General features: G+C 65.7%; 17 protein-coding genes. 12 read left to right on the forward strand and 5 right to left on the reverse strand.

Annotated features, from left to right (window positions below):
- Positions 1 to 20 precede the first annotated feature (20 nt).
- Together LCM32_RS09465 and LCM32_RS09470 are read left to right on the forward strand one after the other, a co-directional pair.
- Positions 21 to 1,238 (forward strand): biopolymer transporter ExbB, encoded by a 1,218-nt coding sequence (locus tag LCM32_RS09465; RefSeq protein WP_224820800.1) that lies wholly within the window; start codon positions 21 to 23, stop codon positions 1,236 to 1,238.
- 3 nt (positions 1,239 to 1,241) lie between these two features.
- Complete coding sequence (locus tag LCM32_RS09470) at positions 1,242 to 3,437, forward strand: peptidoglycan -binding protein (RefSeq protein ID WP_224820801.1); 2,196 nt, start codon at positions 1,242 to 1,244, stop codon at positions 3,435 to 3,437.
- A gap of 13 nt (positions 3,438 to 3,450) precedes the next feature.
- Here the strand turns inward: LCM32_RS09470 and LCM32_RS09475 are convergent, their stop codons facing one another.
- The 3 genes from LCM32_RS09475 to gloB all read right to left on the reverse strand — a co-directional run bounded on the left by LCM32_RS09475 (position 3,451) and on the right by gloB (position 7,693).
- Positions 3,451 to 4,413, reverse strand: coding sequence for a M23 family metallopeptidase (locus LCM32_RS09475; RefSeq protein WP_224820802.1), 963 nt, complete (start codon positions 4,411 to 4,413; stop codon positions 3,451 to 3,453).
- Positions 4,410 to 6,749, reverse strand: a complete 2,340-nt coding sequence (gene clpA / locus LCM32_RS09480; RefSeq protein ID WP_224820803.1) for an ATP-dependent Clp protease ATP-binding subunit ClpA — start codon at positions 6,747 to 6,749, stop codon at positions 4,410 to 4,412. The genes LCM32_RS09475 and clpA overlap by 4 nt, the downstream gene beginning before the upstream one ends.
- A gap of 176 nt (positions 6,750 to 6,925) precedes the next feature.
- Complete coding sequence (gloB, locus tag LCM32_RS09485; RefSeq protein ID WP_224820804.1) at positions 6,926 to 7,693, reverse strand: hydroxyacylglutathione hydrolase; 768 nt, start codon at positions 7,691 to 7,693, stop codon at positions 6,926 to 6,928.
- Between the two features lie 63 nt (positions 7,694 to 7,756).
- Between gloB and LCM32_RS09490 the strand changes: the two genes are divergently transcribed.
- The 8 genes from LCM32_RS09490 to LCM32_RS09525 all read left to right on the forward strand — a co-directional run bounded on the left by LCM32_RS09490 (position 7,757) and on the right by LCM32_RS09525 (position 14,831).
- Positions 7,757 to 8,527 carry a class I SAM-dependent methyltransferase gene (locus tag LCM32_RS09490; RefSeq protein WP_224820805.1) on the forward strand — a complete coding sequence of 257 codons (771 nt, stop codon included), beginning with the start codon at positions 7,757 to 7,759 and terminating at the stop codon, positions 8,525 to 8,527.
- Between the two features lie 457 nt (positions 8,528 to 8,984).
- Positions 8,985 to 9,545, forward strand: coding sequence for a F0F1 ATP synthase subunit delta (locus LCM32_RS09495; RefSeq protein ID WP_224820938.1), 561 nt, complete (start codon positions 8,985 to 8,987; stop codon positions 9,543 to 9,545).
- Between the two features lies 1 nt (position 9,546).
- A complete protein-coding gene (gene atpA, locus LCM32_RS09500; RefSeq protein WP_224820806.1) occupies positions 9,547 to 11,085 on the forward strand; it encodes a F0F1 ATP synthase subunit alpha in 1,539 nt (512 codons plus the stop codon).
- Positions 11,086 to 11,097: 12 nt separating this feature from the next.
- Positions 11,098 to 11,976, forward strand: coding sequence for a F0F1 ATP synthase subunit gamma (locus LCM32_RS09505; protein ID WP_224820807.1), 879 nt, complete (start codon positions 11,098 to 11,100; stop codon positions 11,974 to 11,976).
- A gap of 17 nt (positions 11,977 to 11,993) precedes the next feature.
- Complete coding sequence (atpD, locus tag LCM32_RS09510; protein WP_224820808.1) at positions 11,994 to 13,418, forward strand: F0F1 ATP synthase subunit beta; 1,425 nt, start codon at positions 11,994 to 11,996, stop codon at positions 13,416 to 13,418.
- Between the two features lie 11 nt (positions 13,419 to 13,429).
- Positions 13,430 to 13,849, forward strand: coding sequence for a F0F1 ATP synthase subunit epsilon (locus LCM32_RS09515; RefSeq protein ID WP_224820809.1), 420 nt, complete (start codon positions 13,430 to 13,432; stop codon positions 13,847 to 13,849).
- Between the two features lie 136 nt (positions 13,850 to 13,985).
- A complete protein-coding gene (locus LCM32_RS09520) occupies positions 13,986 to 14,366 on the forward strand; it encodes a VOC family protein (RefSeq protein WP_224820810.1) in 381 nt (126 codons plus the stop codon).
- 117 nt (positions 14,367 to 14,483) lie between these two features.
- Entirely contained in the window at positions 14,484 to 14,831 is a 348-nt protein-coding gene (locus LCM32_RS09525) for an H-type lectin domain-containing protein (protein ID WP_224820811.1), read from the forward strand.
- Between the two features lie 21 nt (positions 14,832 to 14,852).
- Here LCM32_RS09525 and LCM32_RS09530 read toward each other — a convergent pair whose 3' ends face one another.
- Positions 14,853 to 15,866, reverse strand: a complete 1,014-nt coding sequence (locus tag LCM32_RS09530; protein ID WP_224820812.1) for a ribose-phosphate pyrophosphokinase — start codon at positions 15,864 to 15,866, stop codon at positions 14,853 to 14,855.
- Between the two features lie 101 nt (positions 15,867 to 15,967).
- On the opposite strand from LCM32_RS09530, the gene LCM32_RS09535 reads away from it, so the two are divergent.
- Positions 15,968 to 16,579, forward strand: coding sequence for a 2-hydroxychromene-2-carboxylate isomerase (locus LCM32_RS09535; RefSeq protein ID WP_224820813.1), 612 nt, complete (start codon positions 15,968 to 15,970; stop codon positions 16,577 to 16,579).
- Positions 16,579 to 17,394 (forward strand): alpha/beta fold hydrolase, encoded by an 816-nt coding sequence (locus LCM32_RS09540; protein WP_224820814.1) that lies wholly within the window; start codon positions 16,579 to 16,581, stop codon positions 17,392 to 17,394. Before LCM32_RS09535 ends, LCM32_RS09540 begins: the two co-directional genes overlap by 1 nt.
- A 57-nt stretch (positions 17,395 to 17,451) precedes the next feature.
- On the opposite strand, the gene LCM32_RS09545 is transcribed toward LCM32_RS09540, so the two are convergent.
- Complete coding sequence (locus LCM32_RS09545; RefSeq protein WP_224820815.1) at positions 17,452 to 18,501, reverse strand: threonine aldolase family protein; 1,050 nt, start codon at positions 18,499 to 18,501, stop codon at positions 17,452 to 17,454.
- Position 18,502: the final 1 nt, after the last annotated feature.

The raw sequence follows: 18,502 nt of genomic DNA on the forward strand, positions 1-18,502 counted from the left end.
CAAAGTCAGGAGCTGTCCGCATGGACCAGCCCGCCCGCGAGGCAGAGCCGCAGTTTTCCCAACCCGTCCGCCAGATCCTGCTGATGCTGATCGTTCTGGGGCTGACGGGCGTCGTCGCCTTCTTCATCGCACCGCGGGTCCTGCCGGTGTTCCTGTCGAACCCCTACCTGAACGGGCTGATCGGCTTCGTCTTCGTGGTGGGCGTCTTCTCCTGCTTCTGGCAGGTGGCACAGCTCGTCTCCTCCGTCCGCTGGATCGAGGCCTTCGCCTCGGACCGGCTGGAAGCGGAAGGCGTGCAGGCGCCGCGCCTGCTGGCACCGCTGGCCACGCTGCTGCGCTCGCGCAGCAAGCGGATGCAGATCTCCTCCTCCTCCTCGACGTCGATCCTCGAATCCGTCGTGACCCGGATCGAGGAACAGCGCGAGATCACCCGCTACGTGGTGAACGTGCTGATCTTCCTCGGCCTGCTGGGGACGTTCTATGGCCTCGCCACCACCGTGCCCGCCGTGGTCGACACCATCCGAAGCCTCGCGCCGCAGGAAGGCGACAGCGGCGTCGAGGTGTTCAACCGCCTGATGACTGGGCTCGAAGCCCAGCTGGGCGGCATGGGCACGGCCTTCTCCTCCTCGCTGCTGGGCCTCGCCTTCTCGCTGGTCGTGGGCCTGCTGGAGCTCTTCGCCGGGCATGGCCAGAACCGTTTTTACCGCGAGCTGGAGGAATGGCTGTCCTCGATCACCCGCGTCGGTTTTGCCGGGGGCGACGGTGACGGGCAGACCGATCATTCCATCCTCGCCACCGCCATGGACCAGATGGTCGAGAACATGCAGGCGCTGGTGGAGATGAACGCCGCCACCGACGCGAACCGCGCCATGCTGGACGAGAAGCTGGCCAACCTCGCCGATGCGGTGGAACGTCTTGCCTATCGTCTGGGCGATCAGAACCCGACCCAGACCGCGCTGCTGCGTGTGGCCGAAGGGCAGGAGAAGCTGATCGAGCGCTTCAACCGCAGCGAGGCGGGCGAGGGGATCGACGCCGAAAGCCGGATGCGCCTGCGCTCGATCGACGTGCAGATGCTGCGCATCCTCGAAGAGATTTCCGCGGGGCGTCAGGAAACCATGTCCGAGCTGCGCACCGATATCGCGGCCCTGTCCCGTGTCGTGGCGCAAAGCGCCACCGGCCAGCCGGGCACGCGCCGTCTGGGCGGCCAGGTGAAGAAATCCACCGGGCAGGAGGGCTGACCCATGGCGCTCTCGCGCCGCACCGGCAACCGCTTCCAATCCTCGATCTGGCCCGGCTTCGTCGACGCCATGACGGGGCTGCTGCTGGTGCTGATGTTCGTGCTGACCATCTTCATGGTGGTGCAATTCACCCTGCGCGAGACGATCTCGGGGCAGGAAAGCGAACTGGATGAGCTGTCCTCGCAGGTGGCTGAACTCTCCCGCGCCCTCGGGCTGGAGCGCGACCGCAGCGACCGGCTTCAGGGGGAACTGGGGCAGCTGAACGCCACGCTGTCCACCGCGCAGGATCAGGTCGCCTCGCAACAGGCGCTGATCGCCTCGTTGACGCAGGAGCGCGACGCGCAGGTCACCGCCCTCGACGAGGCACAGACCAAGATCACCGCTTTCGAGGCACAGGTGGCCGCGCTGCTGAACCAGCAGAGCCGCAGCGAAAGCACCATCGCCGACCTGCGCGCCACGCAGGAAGAGCTGGAAACGGCCCGCGATCAGCTGCTCTCGGAGCAGGAGGCGCTGAACCTCGCCCTCGCACAGGCCCGCAGCGAAACCGACGCGCAGGCCGAGGCCGCCCGCCTTGCCGCCGCCCGTAGCGATGCGCTTGATGCGCTCGTCGCCGATCTGCGCCGCCAGAACGCCGAGGGCGAAGAGCAGCAGGCCGCGCTGTCCACGCAGGTCGACAGCCTGCAAGCGCAGCTGAGTGACGAGGAGAAGGCCCGGCTCGCCGAGGCCGCCGCCGCGCAGGCCCTGCGCGAGAGGCTGGCGAACTCCGAGGACGAGCTGACCGCGATGACCCTTGCGCTGGAGGAACAGCGCAAGAAGGCCGAGGACACGCTGACCCTGCTGGCCGCCGCCCGCGCCGCGCGGGAAGACCTCGCGCTGAAACTGGCCGCCGCGCTGGTGGATCAGGATAGCCTGCCGCAACTGCGCGCTGACCTTGCCGCCCGCGAGACGGAGCTGGCCACCGCCCGGGACGCCCGCAGTCAGGCCGAGGCCTCGCTGGTCGCGCTGGAGGCCCGTGTGGCTGCCCTCGAAGCCGCGCTCTCCGGCGCGCGGGACGAACGCGACGGCTTGCAGGATCGTCTGACCGCCGCGCTCGATGCGCAGGATGCAAATGCCGCGCTGGAGGCGGACAAGCAGGCGCTGGAGCAGGACCTCGCCTCCGCCCGCGGGGCGCTCGAAGAGGGGCAGGGGCGCGTATCGGCGCTGGAGGCCCGGATCGCGGCGCTTCAGGCGCAGGTGTCCGATGCCGAACAGGCGCAATCCGACAGCGCCGCGAAACAGGCCGACCTCGAACAGCAGCTGGCCGCCATGATCGCGGCCCGGAATGCGGCTGAAGCCGATGCGATGGATCGCGATGAGGTGGAGCAGCAGCTGGCCGCCGCCCTCGCGGCCAAGCTGAAGGCCGAGCAGCAGGCGCAGGACCGGCTGAGCGCGGCGGAGCAGCGGGATATCCTGCTGAAGCAGGCGAACGAGGCGTTGTCGCAGGAAGAGGCGCGTTCTGCCGAATCCGCGCGGCGGGCGGCCTTGCTGAACCAGCAGGTCACGGCGCTGCGCTCGCAGCTCGCCAGCCTTCAGGCGCTGCTGGACGACGCCAAGGACCGCGACGAGGCGGCGCAGGTCGAGATGACCTCGCTCGGCAACGAGCTGAACGCGGCCCTTGCGCGGGCGGCGGCAGAGACCAAGAAGCGCCTCGCCCTCGAAGAGGCGGAGCGCAAGCGCCTTGAGGCCGAGAAGCAGCAGCTTGAAAACTACCGCTCCGAATTCTTCGGGCGGATGCGCGAGGTGCTCTCGGGCCTCGACGGCGTGCGCATCGTGGGCGACCGTTTCGTCTTCTCCTCCGAGGTGCTCTTTGCCCCCGGCGCGGCCACGCTGTCACCGGATGGCGAGGATCAGATCGCCCGGATCACGCAGGTGCTGAGCGATATTTCCGGCGACATCCCCGCAGGCATCGACTGGGTGCTGCAGGTGGATGGCCATACCGACAACGTGCCGCTGTCGGGCCAGGGCGAGTTCCGTGACAACTGGGAGCTTAGCCAGGCGCGGGCGCTCTCCGTGGTGCGCTTCATGTCGCGGAGCCTCGGCTTCCCGCCGGAGCGGCTCTCGGCCAACGGGTTCGGGGAATACCAGCCGATCGCCGCGGGCAACAGCGAAGAGGCCCGCGCCCTGAACCGCCGGATCGAGTTGAAGTTTACCGAGAAGTAACGGGGGCAGGCGCCTACTGCGCCACCGTCATGGTGATCGTGCGCGTCACGGGCGCCAGCCCCTCGCGCGTCAGCGTCACCTCACCCCGATAGGTGCCCGCGGGCAGGGGGGCCTTCAGGCGTTTGCCGGCGGCTTGGTAGTAGAGGATCTGCTGTTTTTCGAGCGCCACGTCGTTGTCGAGCAGGGCGCCCTCCGGCCCCTCGATGTGGAAGCGGAGGCCGTCGCCCGGCTTGGAGCCATAGGCATAAGCCCAGAGGACCAGCGCTCCGGCATCGCGCCCCGGCTGCACCTCGGAGGCGGCGCCGGACTTGATGTCGTCGAAGGAGGGCAGGCCATCGGAAAAGCCGAGCGCGATGAGCCCGGTCGGGAGATAGGCGGGGGTTTCGGCCCAGAGCGAGCGCCCGGGCGTGCCACATCCGCCACCCACGGCGAAGGGGTCGATCACCTCGTCCCCGCGGCGCACCGACATATGGACATGGGGGAACTGGGTCCGGCCGGACAGTCCGACCTGTCCAAGCAGCGCGCCCCGTTCCAGCACATCTCCGGTGCGGACCCGGATAGACCCGCGGCGCATGTGGCAATACTGGGTGACCCAGCCCTCGCCATGGTCGATGGCGACACCGTTGCCACAGGCAGGGCGGTCGTCGCCTTCGGGCGGCATGATGCGGTCCTCGACACCGTCGCGGGTGCCGATCACGCGACCGGGGGCGGCGGCGATGACATCGACGCCCGCCATCATCGCGGCCAGCGACGGCACGGCGAGGTCGGTGCCCTTGTGCCCGTCGTAGCTGAGCGCGCCGCAGGTGAAATCCTCGGCCTCCGGGCCCGGGTCGTGGTCGACATATTGCTGGAAATAGCAGGTCTCGCCCAGCGTACAGTCCGCGTAGAGGGTCAGAGACGGTTCCGCCGCCGAAGGACCGGCGGCGGAGAGAAATCCGAAGAGGGGCAGGGCCGCGAGGGCCCTGTCCAGTCTCATTCTGCCGTCAGGAGCGGCGGCTTGTTGCCCGAGAGGCGCGGATTGCCCGGCCCCTGGATCTGCAGGTCGATCTCGCCGTTCTTCACGGCGACACGGACCAGGCCACCCTTGGCCAGCTTGCCGAAGAGCAGTTCCTCGGCCAGCGGCTTCTTGATGTACTCCTGGATGACGCGGCCCAGCGGACGGGCGCCCATCTTGTCGTCGTAGCCCTTGTCGGCCAGCCATTCGGCCGCCGGGCGGGTCAGTTCGATGGTCACGCCGCGGTCCAGAAGCTGGGCTTCCAGTTGCAGCACGAACTTCTCGACCACCTGCAGGATGGTTTCCTTCGGCAGCGGCGCGAAGCTGATGACCGCGTCCAGACGGTTGCGGAATTCCGGCGTGAAGGTCCGCTCGATCGCGGCGGTGTCTTCACCCTCGCGACGGTCGCGGCCGAAGCCGATGGCCGATTTGGCCTGTTCCGCGGCACCCGCGTTCGAGGTCATGATCAGGATCACGTTACGGAAGTCCACCGTGCGACCGTTGTGGTCGGTCAGGCGGCCGTGGTCCATCACCTGCAGCAAGATGTTGTAGACATCCGGGTGGGCCTTTTCCATCTCGTCGAGCAGGAGCACGCAATGCGGGTGCTGGTCGACGCCGTCGGTCAGAAGGCCGCCCTGGTCGAAGCCGACATAGCCCGGAGGCGCACCGATCAGGCGCGAGACGGCGTGTTTCTCCATGTACTCGGACATGTCGAAGCGCAGCAGTTCCACACCCAGCGTATCCGCCAGCTGTTTCGCCACCTCGGTCTTACCCACACCGGTCGGGCCGGCGAAGAGGTAGTTGCCGATGGGCTTTTCCGGCTCGCGCAGGCCGGCACGGGCCAGCTTGATCGCCGAGGCAAGCGCCTCGATGGCGTTGTCCTGACCAAAGACCACGCGCTTCAGCGTGCCCTCCAGATCCTTCAGCACCTCTGCATCGTCCTTGGAGACGTTCTTCGGCGGGATGCGGGCGATCTTGGCCACGACGGCCTCAATCTCCCGGGGACCGATGGTCTTGCGCCGCTTGCTTTCGGTGACCAGATGCTGCGCCGCGCCGGCCTCGTCGATGACGTCGATGGCCTTGTCGGGCAGTTTGCGGTCATTGATGTAGCGCGCGGAGAGTTCCACGGCGGTCTTGATCGCCTCGGCGGTGTAGCGGATGTTGTGGTGATCCTCGAAGTAGGGCTTGAGGCCCTGCAGGATTTTCACCGTATCCTCGACCGAAGGCTCGCTCACGTCGATCTTCTGGAACCGGCGCGACAGGGCGCGGTCCTTTTCGAAGTGCTGGCGGAACTCCTTGTAGGTGGTGGAGCCCATGCAGCGCAGCTTGCCGCCCTGAAGCGCGGGCTTCAGCAGGTTCGAGGCATCCATGGCCCCGCCAGAGGTGGCACCGGCACCGATGACCGTGTGGATCTCGTCGATGAAGAGCACCGCGTCGGGATGTTCCTCAAGCTCGGTCACCACGGCCTTCAGCCGTTCCTCGAAATCGCCGCGGTAGCGGGTGCCGGCCAGCAGCGCGCCCATGTCGAGCGAGAAGATGGTGGTGTTTTCCAGCACGTCCGGCGTTTCGCCCGCCACGATCTTGCGTGCGAGGCCCTCGGCGATGGCGGTCTTGCCGACGCCGGGATCGCCCACGAGGAGCGGGTTGTTCTTGCGCCGGCGGCAGAGGACCTGGATGCAGCGCTCCACCTCGGACTCGCGCCCGATGAGCGGGTCGACATCGCCGATCCGGGCCTTGGCGTTCAGGTCCACGCAATACTTCGACAGGGCGCTCTCCTTCCCGTCAGATTGCTCGGCGGTGGAGGAGCTGGAGGAACTGGTGCTCTCGCTGTCCTCGTCGGTCGAGCCGGTGACCGGGCGGCTTTCGCCGTAGGCCGGATCCTTGGCCACGCCATGAGCGATGAAGTTCACCGCGTCGTAGCGCGTCATGTCCTGCTCCTGCAGGAAGTAGGCGGCGTTGGATTCCCGTTCGGCGAAGATCGCGACGAGGACGTTGGCCCCCGTCACTTCGGTCCGGCCGGAGCTTTGCACGTGGATGGCCGCGCGCTGGATCACGCGCTGGAAGGCCGCGGTGGGGACCGCTTCCGAGCCGTCAACATCGGTCACGAGGTTCGAGAGATCGTCCTCGATGAACTCCACAAGCGTCTTGCGGAGGTCCTCGGTGTCGACCGAGCAGGCTTTCATAACCTTTACGGCATCGGGTTCATCGATCAGCGCCAGAAGCAGATGTTCGAGCGTTGCGAATTCGTGTCGGCGCGCATTGGCAAGCGCCAGTGCCGCGTGAATTGCCTGTTCAAGCGTCGTCGAGAATGAAGGCACTCTGATGCTCCTTTCAACTGCGTTCTGGAGCGGGGTGCGGGCCCCGGTCCCACCATGGCCTCATAGTGTTAAAGTTTGGTCGAGTTTCGCCGCGCTTCAAGGGTTTTCTGTGATCTCCCGTTCACATTTCGGATTTTGCTGCAACGCCGCGTGAGTTTGCGGCAACGGGATAAGGGTCAGAAATTGTCCTTGGCCTTGCGCACGGCGGCGAAGACGGCGACCGGATCCCCTCCGGGCAGACCGACGGCGGCCTGAACCTCGGGCTGATCGACTCGGAGGAAGGGGTTGGTGGCCAGCTCCTCACTGAGGAGGCTCGGCACGGTTGGGAGGGCGTCGGCGCGGGCTGCGGCGACCTGTTCGACACGCGATATAAGCGCTGCGTTGCCGGGTTCAATGGTTAGCGCAAACTTGCCGTTCGAGGTGGTGTATTCGTGGCCCGAACACACGATTGTCTCGCCGGGCAGGGCGGCCAGTTTCTGAAGGCTGGCATAGAACATCTCGGGGTTGCCTTCGAACATGCGTCCACAGCCGAGCGCCATCAGGCTGTCGGCGGTGAAGACGATGCCGCTGTCCGGGAAGTAGAAGGCCAGATGGCCGATGGTGTGGCCCGAGACATCGAACACCTCGCCGCTTTCGCCGCCCAGCACCAGCTTGTCCCCTTCGGCCAGGTCGAAATCGAGATCGGGCAGGCGGTGCGCATCGCCACGCCCGCCATAGACCTTGGCCGGATGGGCCATCAGCACCTCGGCCAGCCCCTGCACGTGATCGTCGTGGTGGTGCGTGATCCAGATCTGATCGAGCGTCCAGCCGCGCGCCTCGAGCTCTGCCAGAATCGGCGCGGCCTCGGGAATGTCGATCAGCGCCGTCTCGCCGCTTTCCGGGTCATGCAGCAGGTAAGCGTAGTTGTCCGAAAGGCAGGGCACGGTGACGAGATCGAGGGGCATGGATTTTCACCAGTCGGTTGCTATTGTCCTCTCAAGACTTGCAGCTAAGCGGGCCGAAGGCAAATGCATCTGGATGTTCAGGATCTGCGGAATTTCTATTACCGCTCCACCCTTGGCAGGGCGGCGCAGCATCAGGTGCGCATGCAGGTCCTCAAGCTCTGGCCCGAGGCGCAGGGGCAGACCGTGGCGGGCTTCGGCTTTGCCGTGCCGCTGTTGCGGCCCTACCTGCCCGAGGCGCGCCGGGTGATCGGCCTAATGCCCGCGCCGCAGGGGGTGATGCCCTGGCCCGCGGGCATGCCCAACGTCTCGGTCCTGTGCGACGAAACCAACTGGCCCCTCGACACAGGGCAGGTGGACAAGCTGGTCCTGATGCACGGGCTGGAGACCTCGGAGAATCCCACCGACCTGCTGGCGGAATGTTTCCGCGTGCTGGGTCCGGGGGGCAAGGCGCTCTTCATCGTGCCGCACCGCGCCGGGCTCTGGTCCCGGTCGGATCGGACGCCCTTCGGCTACGGGCGGCCCTACAGTCAGGGGCAGCTGGAGGCGCAGCTCAAGCGGCATTCCTTCCTGCCCGAAACCGCGATCCACACGCTCTACCAGCCGCCCTCCGGGCGCCGCTTCTGGCGCAAGACGGCCGGGTTCTGGGAGAAGGCGGGCGCGTCGCTGTCCATGGTGATTTCCGGCGGGGTCCTCATGGTGGAGGCGTCGAAGCGGGTGCAGGCGCCCTCGGGTCCGGGCGAGCGCATCCGCAAGCCCTCCGGTCTGCGCGTCCTCGAAGGGCTGGCGGCCGCGAAACCCGAAGGCGCGCTGTCGCGCGGCGAGGGCCGGTTCTGAGCATGCGTCTCCTGCACCGACCCGGGCTGTGGACGAATCCTGACCCGGCGTCATGCGAGCCGCCGCCTCCATTCGGTGCCCCGGAGGGGGCGCGAAATGCCGCAGGTAAAAAAAATATTGTCAGGCGTTAGCGATATCCGTCGCCCTTGCAGCTGGTGCATGGGTCGATGTTAGCGCCTGACGGATTCGCAAAAGGTAAAGGAATCGTGAGTGTTTCCGCCCGGATGCGGGGCGCAATCAGTCATGAGAGACTGACGGCGCTGTGAGAAGCGCCTGAAAAACAAGGCCGTCCGATTGACCCGCTAATCCTTGCAAGCAGGTTGATAGGCGGGGTGGCCTCTGCTAGACCCACGGCGATTTTGATGCTTCGGCGCGGCTTCGGCTGCGCTGTCTTGCTGCCAACCCCCCGGGCCCGCACCCTCACGGCGGATCGGGGCCTGACATCGGAAGGGTGGACGTGTCCGAACCAGCTTCGATCTCCTCCGGCATTGCGCACCGCTATGCCACCGCCATCTTCGAGATTGCCCGTGACAACGACAGCCTGTCTCAGCTCGAGACTGGCGTCGCAGACCTGTCCGCGGCTTTGGCGGAAAGTGACGACCTCAAGGCGCTGATCTCGTCGCCGGTCTACACGCGCGAGGAACAGGCCAAGGCGATTGCCGCCGTGGCGAAAAAGATGGGTCTGGCCGATGTGCTTGGCAATGCCCTGCAGCTGATGGCGCAGAAGCGCCGTCTGTTCGCCCTTCCCCAGCTCGTCGAGGCGCTGCGCGCCCTGCTGGCGGAGCACAAGGGTGAAGTGACCGCCGAGGTCACCAGTGCCAAGGCGCTGACCAAGACCCAGTCCGAGAAGCTGGCCAAAGTGCTGTCGGCTTCCGTGGGCAAGGATGTGAAGATTGTTGCGGCCGTCGATGAAACGCTCATTGGCGGTCTCGTTGTTAAGGTGGGCTCGAAGATGATCGACACCTCGATCAGCTCGAAGCTCAACTCCCTCCAGAATGCAATGAAAGAGGTCGGATAAGATGGGTATCCAAGCAGCCGAAATCTCTGCGATCCTCAAGGAGCAGATCGCAAACTTTGGCCAGGAAGCAGAAGTGGCCGAAGTTGGCCGCGTGCTCTCCGTCGGCGACGGGATTGCCCGCGTCTACGGTCTGGACAACGTCCAGGCCGGTGAGATGGTCGAATTCCCCGGCGGCATCATGGGCATGGCGCTGAACCTCGAGAGCGACAACGTTGGTGTCGTGATCTTCGGTTCGGACCGTGACATCAAAGAAGGCGACACCGTCAAGCGGACCAACTCCATCGTGGACGTTCCCGCAGGCGACGCCCTGCTGGGCCGCGTCGTCGATGGCCTCGGCAACCCGCTGGACGGCAAGGGTCCGATCGCGGCAGCCGAGCGTCGCGTGGCCGACGTCAAGGCACCGGGCATCATTCCCCGTAAATCGGTGCACGAGCCGATGGCGACCGGCCTGAAATCGGTCGACGCAATGATCCCGATCGGCCGTGGCCAGCGTGAGCTCATCATCGGTGACCGTCAGACCGGCAAAACCGCCGTGGCTCTCGACGCGATCCTGAACCAGAAGTCCTACAACGAAGCCGCCGGCGACGACGAGAGCAAGAAGCTCTACTGCGTCTACGTCGCCATCGGCCAGAAGCGCTCGACCGTTGCGCAGCTGGTGAAGCGTCTCGAAGAGACCGGCGCGATCGAATACTCGATCGTCGTGGCCGCAACCGCTTCGGACCCCGCGCCGATGCAGTACCTCGCGCCCTACACCGCGACCGCGATGGCGGAATTCTTCCGCGACAACGGCCGTCACGCGCTGATCATCTACGATGACCTCTCCAAACAGGCCGTGGCCTACCGCCAGATGTCCCTGCTGCTCCGCCGTCCGCCGGGGCGTGAAGCCTACCCGGGCGACGTGTTCTACCTCCACTCCCGGCTGCTGGAACGTTCGGCAAAGATGGGTGACGCAGCTGGCAACGGCTCGCTGACCGCACTGCCGATCATCGAAACCCAGGGCGGCGACGTTTCGGCGTTCATTCCGACCAACGTGATCTCGATCACCGACGGCCAGATCTTCCTGGAAACCGAACTGTTCTACCAAGGTATCCGCCCGGCCGTGAACACCGGTCTGTCGGTGTCCCGCGTGGGCTCCTCGGCTCAGACCAAGGCGATGTCCTCGGTGGCTGGCCCGGTGAAACTGTCGCTCGCCCAGTACCGCGAGATGGCCGCCTTCGCCCAGTTCGGTTCGGACCTCGACGCCTCCACGCAGCGCCTGCTGAACCGTGGTGCCCGTCTGACCGAGCTGATGAAGCAGCCGCAGTACCAGCCGCTGACCAACGCAGAGATCGTCACCGTGATCTTCGCCGGCACCAACGGCTACCTCGACAAGATCGACGTCAAGGACGTCGGCCGCTACGAGGCAGAGCTGCTCAAGTTCATGCGCACCAAGAAGAAGGACGTTCTTGACTGGATCACCAACGAAGATCCCAAGATCAAGGGCGAGCCCGCTGACAAACTGAAGGCTGTGCTGGACGAGTTCGCGGCAGACTTCGCGTAAGGGAGAGACGTAATGCCTTCTCTCAAGGACCTAAAAAACAGGATCTCGTCGGTCAAATCGACCCGCAAGATCACCAAGGCCATGCAGATGGTTGCCGCGGCGAAACTTCGCCGCGCGCAGGACGCTGCCGAAGCCGCACGCCCCTACGCCGAGCGTTTCAACGCGGTGATGGGTCAGCTGGCGGCCTCGGTCGGCGGGTCGGATACGGCACCGCTGCTGCTGAAAGGCACCGGCAAGGACGACGTGCACCTGCTCGTCGTCATGACGTCGGAGCGCGGTCTGTGCGGCGGGTTCAACGCGAACATCGCCAAGCTGGCCCGCCAGCACGCCCGTGACCTGATCCAGAAGGGCAAGACGGTGAAGATCATCACCGTCGGCAAGAAGGGTCGCGAAGCAATGAAGCGCGACCTGGGTGAGCTGTACATCGGCCACGTCGACCTGTCCGACGTCAAGCGTATCGGCTATGGCACTGCCACCGATATCGCCAAGGACGTGCTGGGCAAGTTCGACGCGGGCGAGTTCGACGTGGCGACGATCTTCTACTCGAAGTTCGTCAACGTCGTGACGCAGACCCCGACCGCCCTGCAGGTCATCCCGGCCAAGTTCGACGCTCCCGAAGACACGGGCGCGGCCTCGGCCCTCTACGAATACGAGCCCTCGGAGGAGGAGGTCCTTGCCGACCTGCTGCCCCGTGGCGTGGCGACGCAAATCTTTGCGGCGCTGCTCGAAAACGCAGCCTCGGAACAGGGGGCGCGGATGTCCGCCATGGACAACGCGACCCGCAACGCTGGCGAAATGATCGACAAGCTGACCATCGAGTACAACCGCTCGCGTCAAGCCGTGATCACCAACGAGCTGATTGAAATCATTTCGGGCGCCGAGGCGCTCTAAGGAACCGGAGAAACGACATGGCAAACGCAAAAGGCAAGGTGACTCAGGTCATTGGCGCCGTTGTGGACGTGCAGTTCTCGGATCACCTGCCGGAGATCCTGAACGCTCTGACCACCGAAAACAACGGTAAGAAGCTGGTTCTGGAAGTTGCTCAGCACCTCGGCGAAAACACCGTTCGCACCATCGCAATGGACGCAACCGAAGGTCTGGTTCGCGGTCAGGCAGTCGCCGACACCGGCGGCCCGATCTCGATCCCCGTCGGCAACGCCACCCTGGGCCGCATCCTGAACGTCGTCGGCGAACCCGTCGACGAACAGGGCCCCGTGGAAGCGGAAGAGACCCGCGCGATCCACCAGCCCGCTCCGGAGTTCTCCGAGCAGGCAACCGAGACCGAGATCCTCGTCACCGGCATCAAGGTGATCGACCTTCTCGCGCCCTACTCCAAGGGTGGTAAGATCGGCCTCTTCGGCGGCGCCGGTGTGGGCAAGACCGTTCTGATCATGGAACTGATCAACAACATCGCAAAGGTGCACTCGGGCTACTCCGTGTTCGCCGGTGTTGGCGAGCGGACCCGTGAAGGGAACGACCTCTACCACGAGATGATCGAATCCAACGTCATCAAGCCCGACAACCTGTCGGAATCGCAGGTGGCCCTGGTTTACGGTCAGATGAACGAGCCTCCGGGGGCCCGTGCCCGTGTTGCTCTGACCGGCCTGACCCTGGCCGAGCAGTTCCGCGACCAGTCCGGGACCGACGTTCTGTTCTTCGTCGACAACATCTTCCGCTTCACGCAGGCAGGTTCCGAGGTGTCCGCACTTCTGGGCCGTATCCCCTCCGCAGTGGGCTACCAGCCGACGCTGGCCACCGACATGGGCGCCATGCAGGAACGGATCACCTCGACGAAAGCCGGCTCGATTACCTCGATCCAGGCCGTCTACGTTCCCGCGGATGACCTTACCGACCCGGCACCGGCCACGACCTTCGCGCACCTCGACGCGACGACGGTTCTTAACCGTGCCATCTCGGAACTCGGCATCTACCCGGCCGTTGACCCGCTCGACTCCAACTCGCGGATCCTCGACCCGCAGATCGTTGGCGAAGAGCACTACAACGTCGCCCGTGAGGTCCAGGGTATCCTTCAGCGCTACAAGTCGCTGCAGGACATCATCGCGATCCTCGGCATGGACGAACTGTCGGAAGAGGACAAGCTGACCGTGGCCCGCGCCCGGAAAATCCAGCGTTTCCTCTCGCAGCCGTTCGACGTGGCAAAGGTCTTCACCGGTTCCGACGGTGTTCAGGTTCCCCTGGAAGACACCATCTCGTCCTTCAAGGCGGTTGTCGCCGGCGAATACGATCACCTGCCCGAAGCAGCCTTCTACATGGTCGGCGGCATCGAAGAGGTGAAAGCCAAGGCCGAGAAACTCGCCGCTGAAGCGGCCTGAGGGGTATCCTGATGGCGAATACGACGCAGTTCGACCTGGTCTCGCCCGAGCGCAAGCTCGTGTCGGGTCCGGTCACCGCCGTCGAGATCCCCGCGGCTGCGGGCGATCTCACGGCGATGCAGGGCCATTCGCCGCTGATCACCACCCTGCGTCCCGGCGTGCTGAAAGTCAGCGGCCCGGACGGGGAGCAGGAATACGTGGTCACCGGCGGCTTCGCCGAGATCTCTGGCGAAAGCATCTCGGTGCTGGCAGAGACGGCGCTGCCCAAGGGGGAAGTCACCCAGGGTCACATCGACGACTGGGTCGCTCAGGCGCATGCTGCCAAGCAGAACGCACCGGAGCACCTGACCGAAGCAGCCACCAAGCTGCTGGCCGACATGGTTGCCCTCGGCACCCACATCGGTCTGGACCCGAACCAGCCCAACCTCTGATCCACCCGGATCAGACGCTCTGTGAAATTTTGGTAAAGGCCCCCTGTGCGGGGCCTTTTTCCGTTCTAGGATCTTGGCAGTGGAAGCGATTGCCCTATCTGCGGTATACGGCAGTATACAGTAGTGGGAAAACGCTATGATCCTCGACATGCACCATGTTCAGCTCGCCATGCCACAGGGGCAGGAACCCGCAGCCCGTGCGTTCTATGGCGATGTGCTTGGCCTTGCCGAAGTGGCAAAGCCCGCGCCCCTCGGCGCCCGTGGCGGCGTCTGGTTCGAGCAGGGCGCCCTGCGGCTGCACCTCGGTGTCGAGACCCCCTTCAATCCCGCCCGCAAGGCCCATCCCGCCTTCCGTGTGGCCTCTCTGCCCGCCATGGTCGAACGGCTGGACGACCGGGATGTGAAGTGGCGCATGGATGTCGATCTGCCCGGGCTGCGTCGGGTCTATGTCGATGACCCCTTCGGCAACCGGATCGAACTGCTCGAGACGGATCCCGACGGCGCGGACGAAGATTGACCAATCGGCCAAAAATCGCGCATTGTGCCTATGCCCTGAACCACAAAAAGACAAAGACTTGGCAGACTATTCCCTCTCCCGCGGTGAACGCCCCCTTGGCCTGTGCGGACTGATCGCATGAAACGGCTGAACCGCAACATGATCGGCGTCGATCAGGGCGAAGACCTGATCTTCTCGGATTTCGAAGAGGGGGGGGACATGTGGACCGGCGAAGGCCCGCGTGAGCGTCGCCTTGCGATCACCTTCTCGGAAATCTTCCGGACGCCGCCGGTGGTGCATTGCGCGCTGTCGATGTGGGATGTGGCCCAGGGGGCGAACCTGCGGGCCGATGTGACGGCCGAAACGGTCACCACGACCAGCTTCGAGCTGGTCTTCCGGACGTGGGGCGATACCAAAATCGCCCGCGCACGGGCCCGCTGGATGGCCATCGGCGAGGTCGCCGATGACGACGAGTGGGACGTCTGAGACGCCCCACCCGCCAATCGCTTACTTGAAGAAGCCTTCGTAGATCGGCTCCAGCGTGTTCGCCTCGAAGAGCGAGGAGACCGAGGTGCCGTTCCAGATGTTCAGGATCGCCTGGGCAAACATCGGGGCCGTCGGCACGATGCGGATGTTCGGCGCGTCCAGCACCGGCTGGGGTGCTGCGATCGAGTCGGTGATGACGAGGCTCTTCATGACCGAATTGGTCACGCGCTCCACCGCCGGGCCGGACAGGACGCCGTGCGAGATGTAGGCGTGCACCTCTTTCGCGCCGTGGTCGACCAGCAGCTGCGCCGCCTTGCAGAGCGTGCCAGCGGTATCGCACATGTCGTCAACGATGATGCAGACCTTGTCCTGCACGTTCCCGATGACGGTCATCTCGGCGATCTCGCCCGGCTTCTCGCGGCGCTTGTCCACGATCGAGAGCGGGGCGTTGATCCGCTTGGCCAGTTCACGGGCGCGCGCCACGCCGCCCACGTCGGGCGAGACGACCATGAGGTCGTCCATCTGGCCTGCGAACTTGTCGCGGATATCCAGTGCAAAGATCGGCGAGGCATAGAGGTTGTCGACGGGGATGTCGAAGAAGCCCTGAATCTGCGCCGCGTGCAGGTCCATGGTCAGGACGCGTTCGATGCCGGCCTCGACCATCATGTTGGCAACCAGCTTGGCGCTGATCGGGGTCCGGGCCTTGGTGCGGCGGTCCTGACGGGCGTAGCCGAAGTAGGGGATCACGGCGGTGATGCGGCTGGCCGAGGAACGACGCAGCGCGTCGGTCATGATCAGCAGTTCCATCAGGTTGTCGTTCGCCGGGTTCGACGTCGACTGGATGATGAACATGTCCTCGCCGCGGACGTTCTCGTAGACCTCGACGAAGATCTCCTGATCGTTGAACCGCTCCACCCGCGCATCGACGAGGCCGACGTTCATTCCGCGATGCATGGACATGCGCCGGCAGATGGCATTGGCCAGAGGTTTGTTGGCATTGCCAGCAATGAGTTTGGGTTCGTTCAGCATGGGCATCTTCGACTCCGGGAGGAACGGGTGACAGATTCGTGACGTTGACACCGCTTACCACCCGGATACGGTCTTGCCAAACCGCGACAGGGGCCTAGGAGGGGCAGATGGCGCATATCGACTATTACTTTACGACGATTTCGCCGTGGACATACCTCGCCGGGCTCCGGCTGGAGGAGATTGCCACGAAACACGGGGCTACGATCACCTACAAGCCGGTCGACCTGCCCAAGGTCTTCTCGCAGACCGGGGGGCTGCCGCTGGCCGAACGGCCCGTCGCGCGGCGCAATTACCGGATGCAGGAACTGCGCCGGGGCGGGGCCAAGACCGGCCTGCCGCTGACCCTGCAACCTGCGCATTTCCCGACCAACCCCGCGCCCTCCTGCTACGCGATCATCGCGGCGCAGGCGGCGAATGCAAAGGGCGCCGGCGGTGACCTCGCCGGGCTGGTGCACGGCTACCTGCGCGCCTGCTGGGCCGAGGAGAAGAACATCGCCGAAGACGACGTGATCCGCGCCGGTCTCTCCGCCGCGGGCTTCGATCCGGCGCTTGCCGACAGCGGGCTGCTCATGGGGGCCGAGACCTTTGCCCGCAACACCGAGGAAGCGGTGCAGGCCGGTGTCTTCGGCTCGCCCTTCTACGTGGTGGACGGCAGCGAATGCTTCTGGGGACAGGATCGGCTGGAGGACCTCGACCTCTTCCTCGCAGGCAAGCTCTGATGCCCAAGGACACGATCGCCGGCCGCACCGTCGGCTGGCGCGAATGGGGCACGCCCGGCGATCGCCCTGCGCTGATGATCCACTGCGCCCTTGCGCATTCCGGCGCTTGGGGCCCGGTGGCAGAGATGCTGACCGACAGGCTCTGGATGCGGGGCTTCGACCTGCCCGGCCATGGCGGAACCGATCCCTGGGACGGCACCGGCACCTATCAGGAGGCCGCCCGCGACATCGCCATCCCCATGGCCGAGGAGATGGGGCAGGGCGCCCCCATCGACCTGATCGGCCATTCCTTCGGCGCGACCACTGCGCTGCGCCTCGCCGTGGACCGGCCCGACCTCGTGCGCAGCCTCGTGCTGGCGGAACCGGTGTTCTTCACCCCCGCCTTCGCGGATGATCCTGCGCTCAAGACACGCCACGACCGGGAACAGGCCCCTTATGCCGAGGCCATCGCGTCAGGGGATGACGAGGCCGCGGCCAAGGCCTTCATGTCGGTCTGGGGCGGTGGCGTCAGCTGGGAGTTGCTGCCGGAGGAGATGCGCAAACAGTTCGTGGCGCAGATCCCCATGGTCGAGGCCTTCCGCGCCACCAACTACGGCGATCCCTCGGGCATGGTCTCGCGCAATACGCTGGCGGATGTCTCGGTGCCGGTGCTGCTGATCGATGGCGGCGACAGCCCGATCTACATGAACGCGATCAACCGGGCCCTGGCGCGGCGCCTGCCGGATGCGCGGGTGATGACGGTGCCCGGCGCACGGCACATGGTGCCGATCACCCATCCCACGCAGGTGGCAGAGGCGATCCGCGCCTTCCTCTGACGGTGTGCGCATGAAAAAGGCCGGTCCCGAGGGGCCGGCCTGTTGCGTGTCCGTGTCTCAGCCCTGCCGGGCGAGGTCGAGGTAGCGGTCGATATCCTCATCCGTCAGCGCCCAGTCGGCGACGTAGCGCGCCATCAGCGGCTCCTCGTCCGGGCCACTGTCGAGGTCTCCGTCATAGAAGGCATAGCGCGCACCTTCGGCCTGAAGCTTGCGGTGCAACCCGCGCGGCAGCCAGGCGAAGAGCATGTTGGCCTCGGGCTCATGCAGGAAGCGGGCACCGGGAATGTCGCGCAGCCCCGTGGCCAGCCGCGCCATGGCGGCGTTCGACCGGCGCGCCAGGTCGAGCCAGAGGTCGTCCTCGAGGTAGGCCATCATCTGGGCCGAGAGGTAGCGGTGCTTGGAGAAGAGATGCGCCCCGCGCTTGCGGCGCAGCTCGAATTCCCAGGATTTCGCGGGGTCGAAGATCACCACCGCCTCGACGCCCATGCAGCCGTTCTTTGTGCCGCCGAAGGAGACCGCATCCACGCCCGCCTTCCACGTCATCTCGGCCGGGGTGCAGCCGAGCGCGACCATCGCATTTGCAAACCGCGAGCCGTCGAGGTGCACCTTGAGGCCGAAGTCCCCGGCCACGTCGCAGATCGCGCGGGTCTCGGCCAGCGAATAGGCGCGGCCCTTCTCGGTCAGGTTGGTGATCGAGACCGGCCCGCGCTGCGGCCCGTGCACGCCGCGGCTTTCCTCCGCCGCGATGGCGGTGCGCAGCGCCTCGGGGGCGATCTTGTCGGAACCGGGCACGAGGGTCAGCTTGGCCGCGCCCATGTAGAACTCGGGCGCGTTGCACTCGTCCTCGTGGATATGGGCCACGGGCGAGCAGAAGGCGGTTTCCCACGGCTGGGTCAGCGTGGCGAGGGCCAGCGAGTTGGCGGCCGTGCCGGTGGCGACGAAGTGGACCATCGCCTCGGGCGCCTCGAAGACCTCGCGGATGCGCGCCTGCGTGGCGGCGGTCAGATCGTCGGCGCCATAGCTGGCGACATAGCCGGTGTTCGCGCGGGCCAGCCCGTCGAGGATCGCGGGGTGAACGGTGCCGGCGTTGTCGGAGGCAAAGAACATG

The organism is Pseudooceanicola nanhaiensis, from assembly GCF_020171315.1.
Classification (GTDB): domain Bacteria; phylum Pseudomonadota; class Alphaproteobacteria; order Rhodobacterales; family Rhodobacteraceae; genus Pseudooceanicola; species Pseudooceanicola nanhaiensis_A.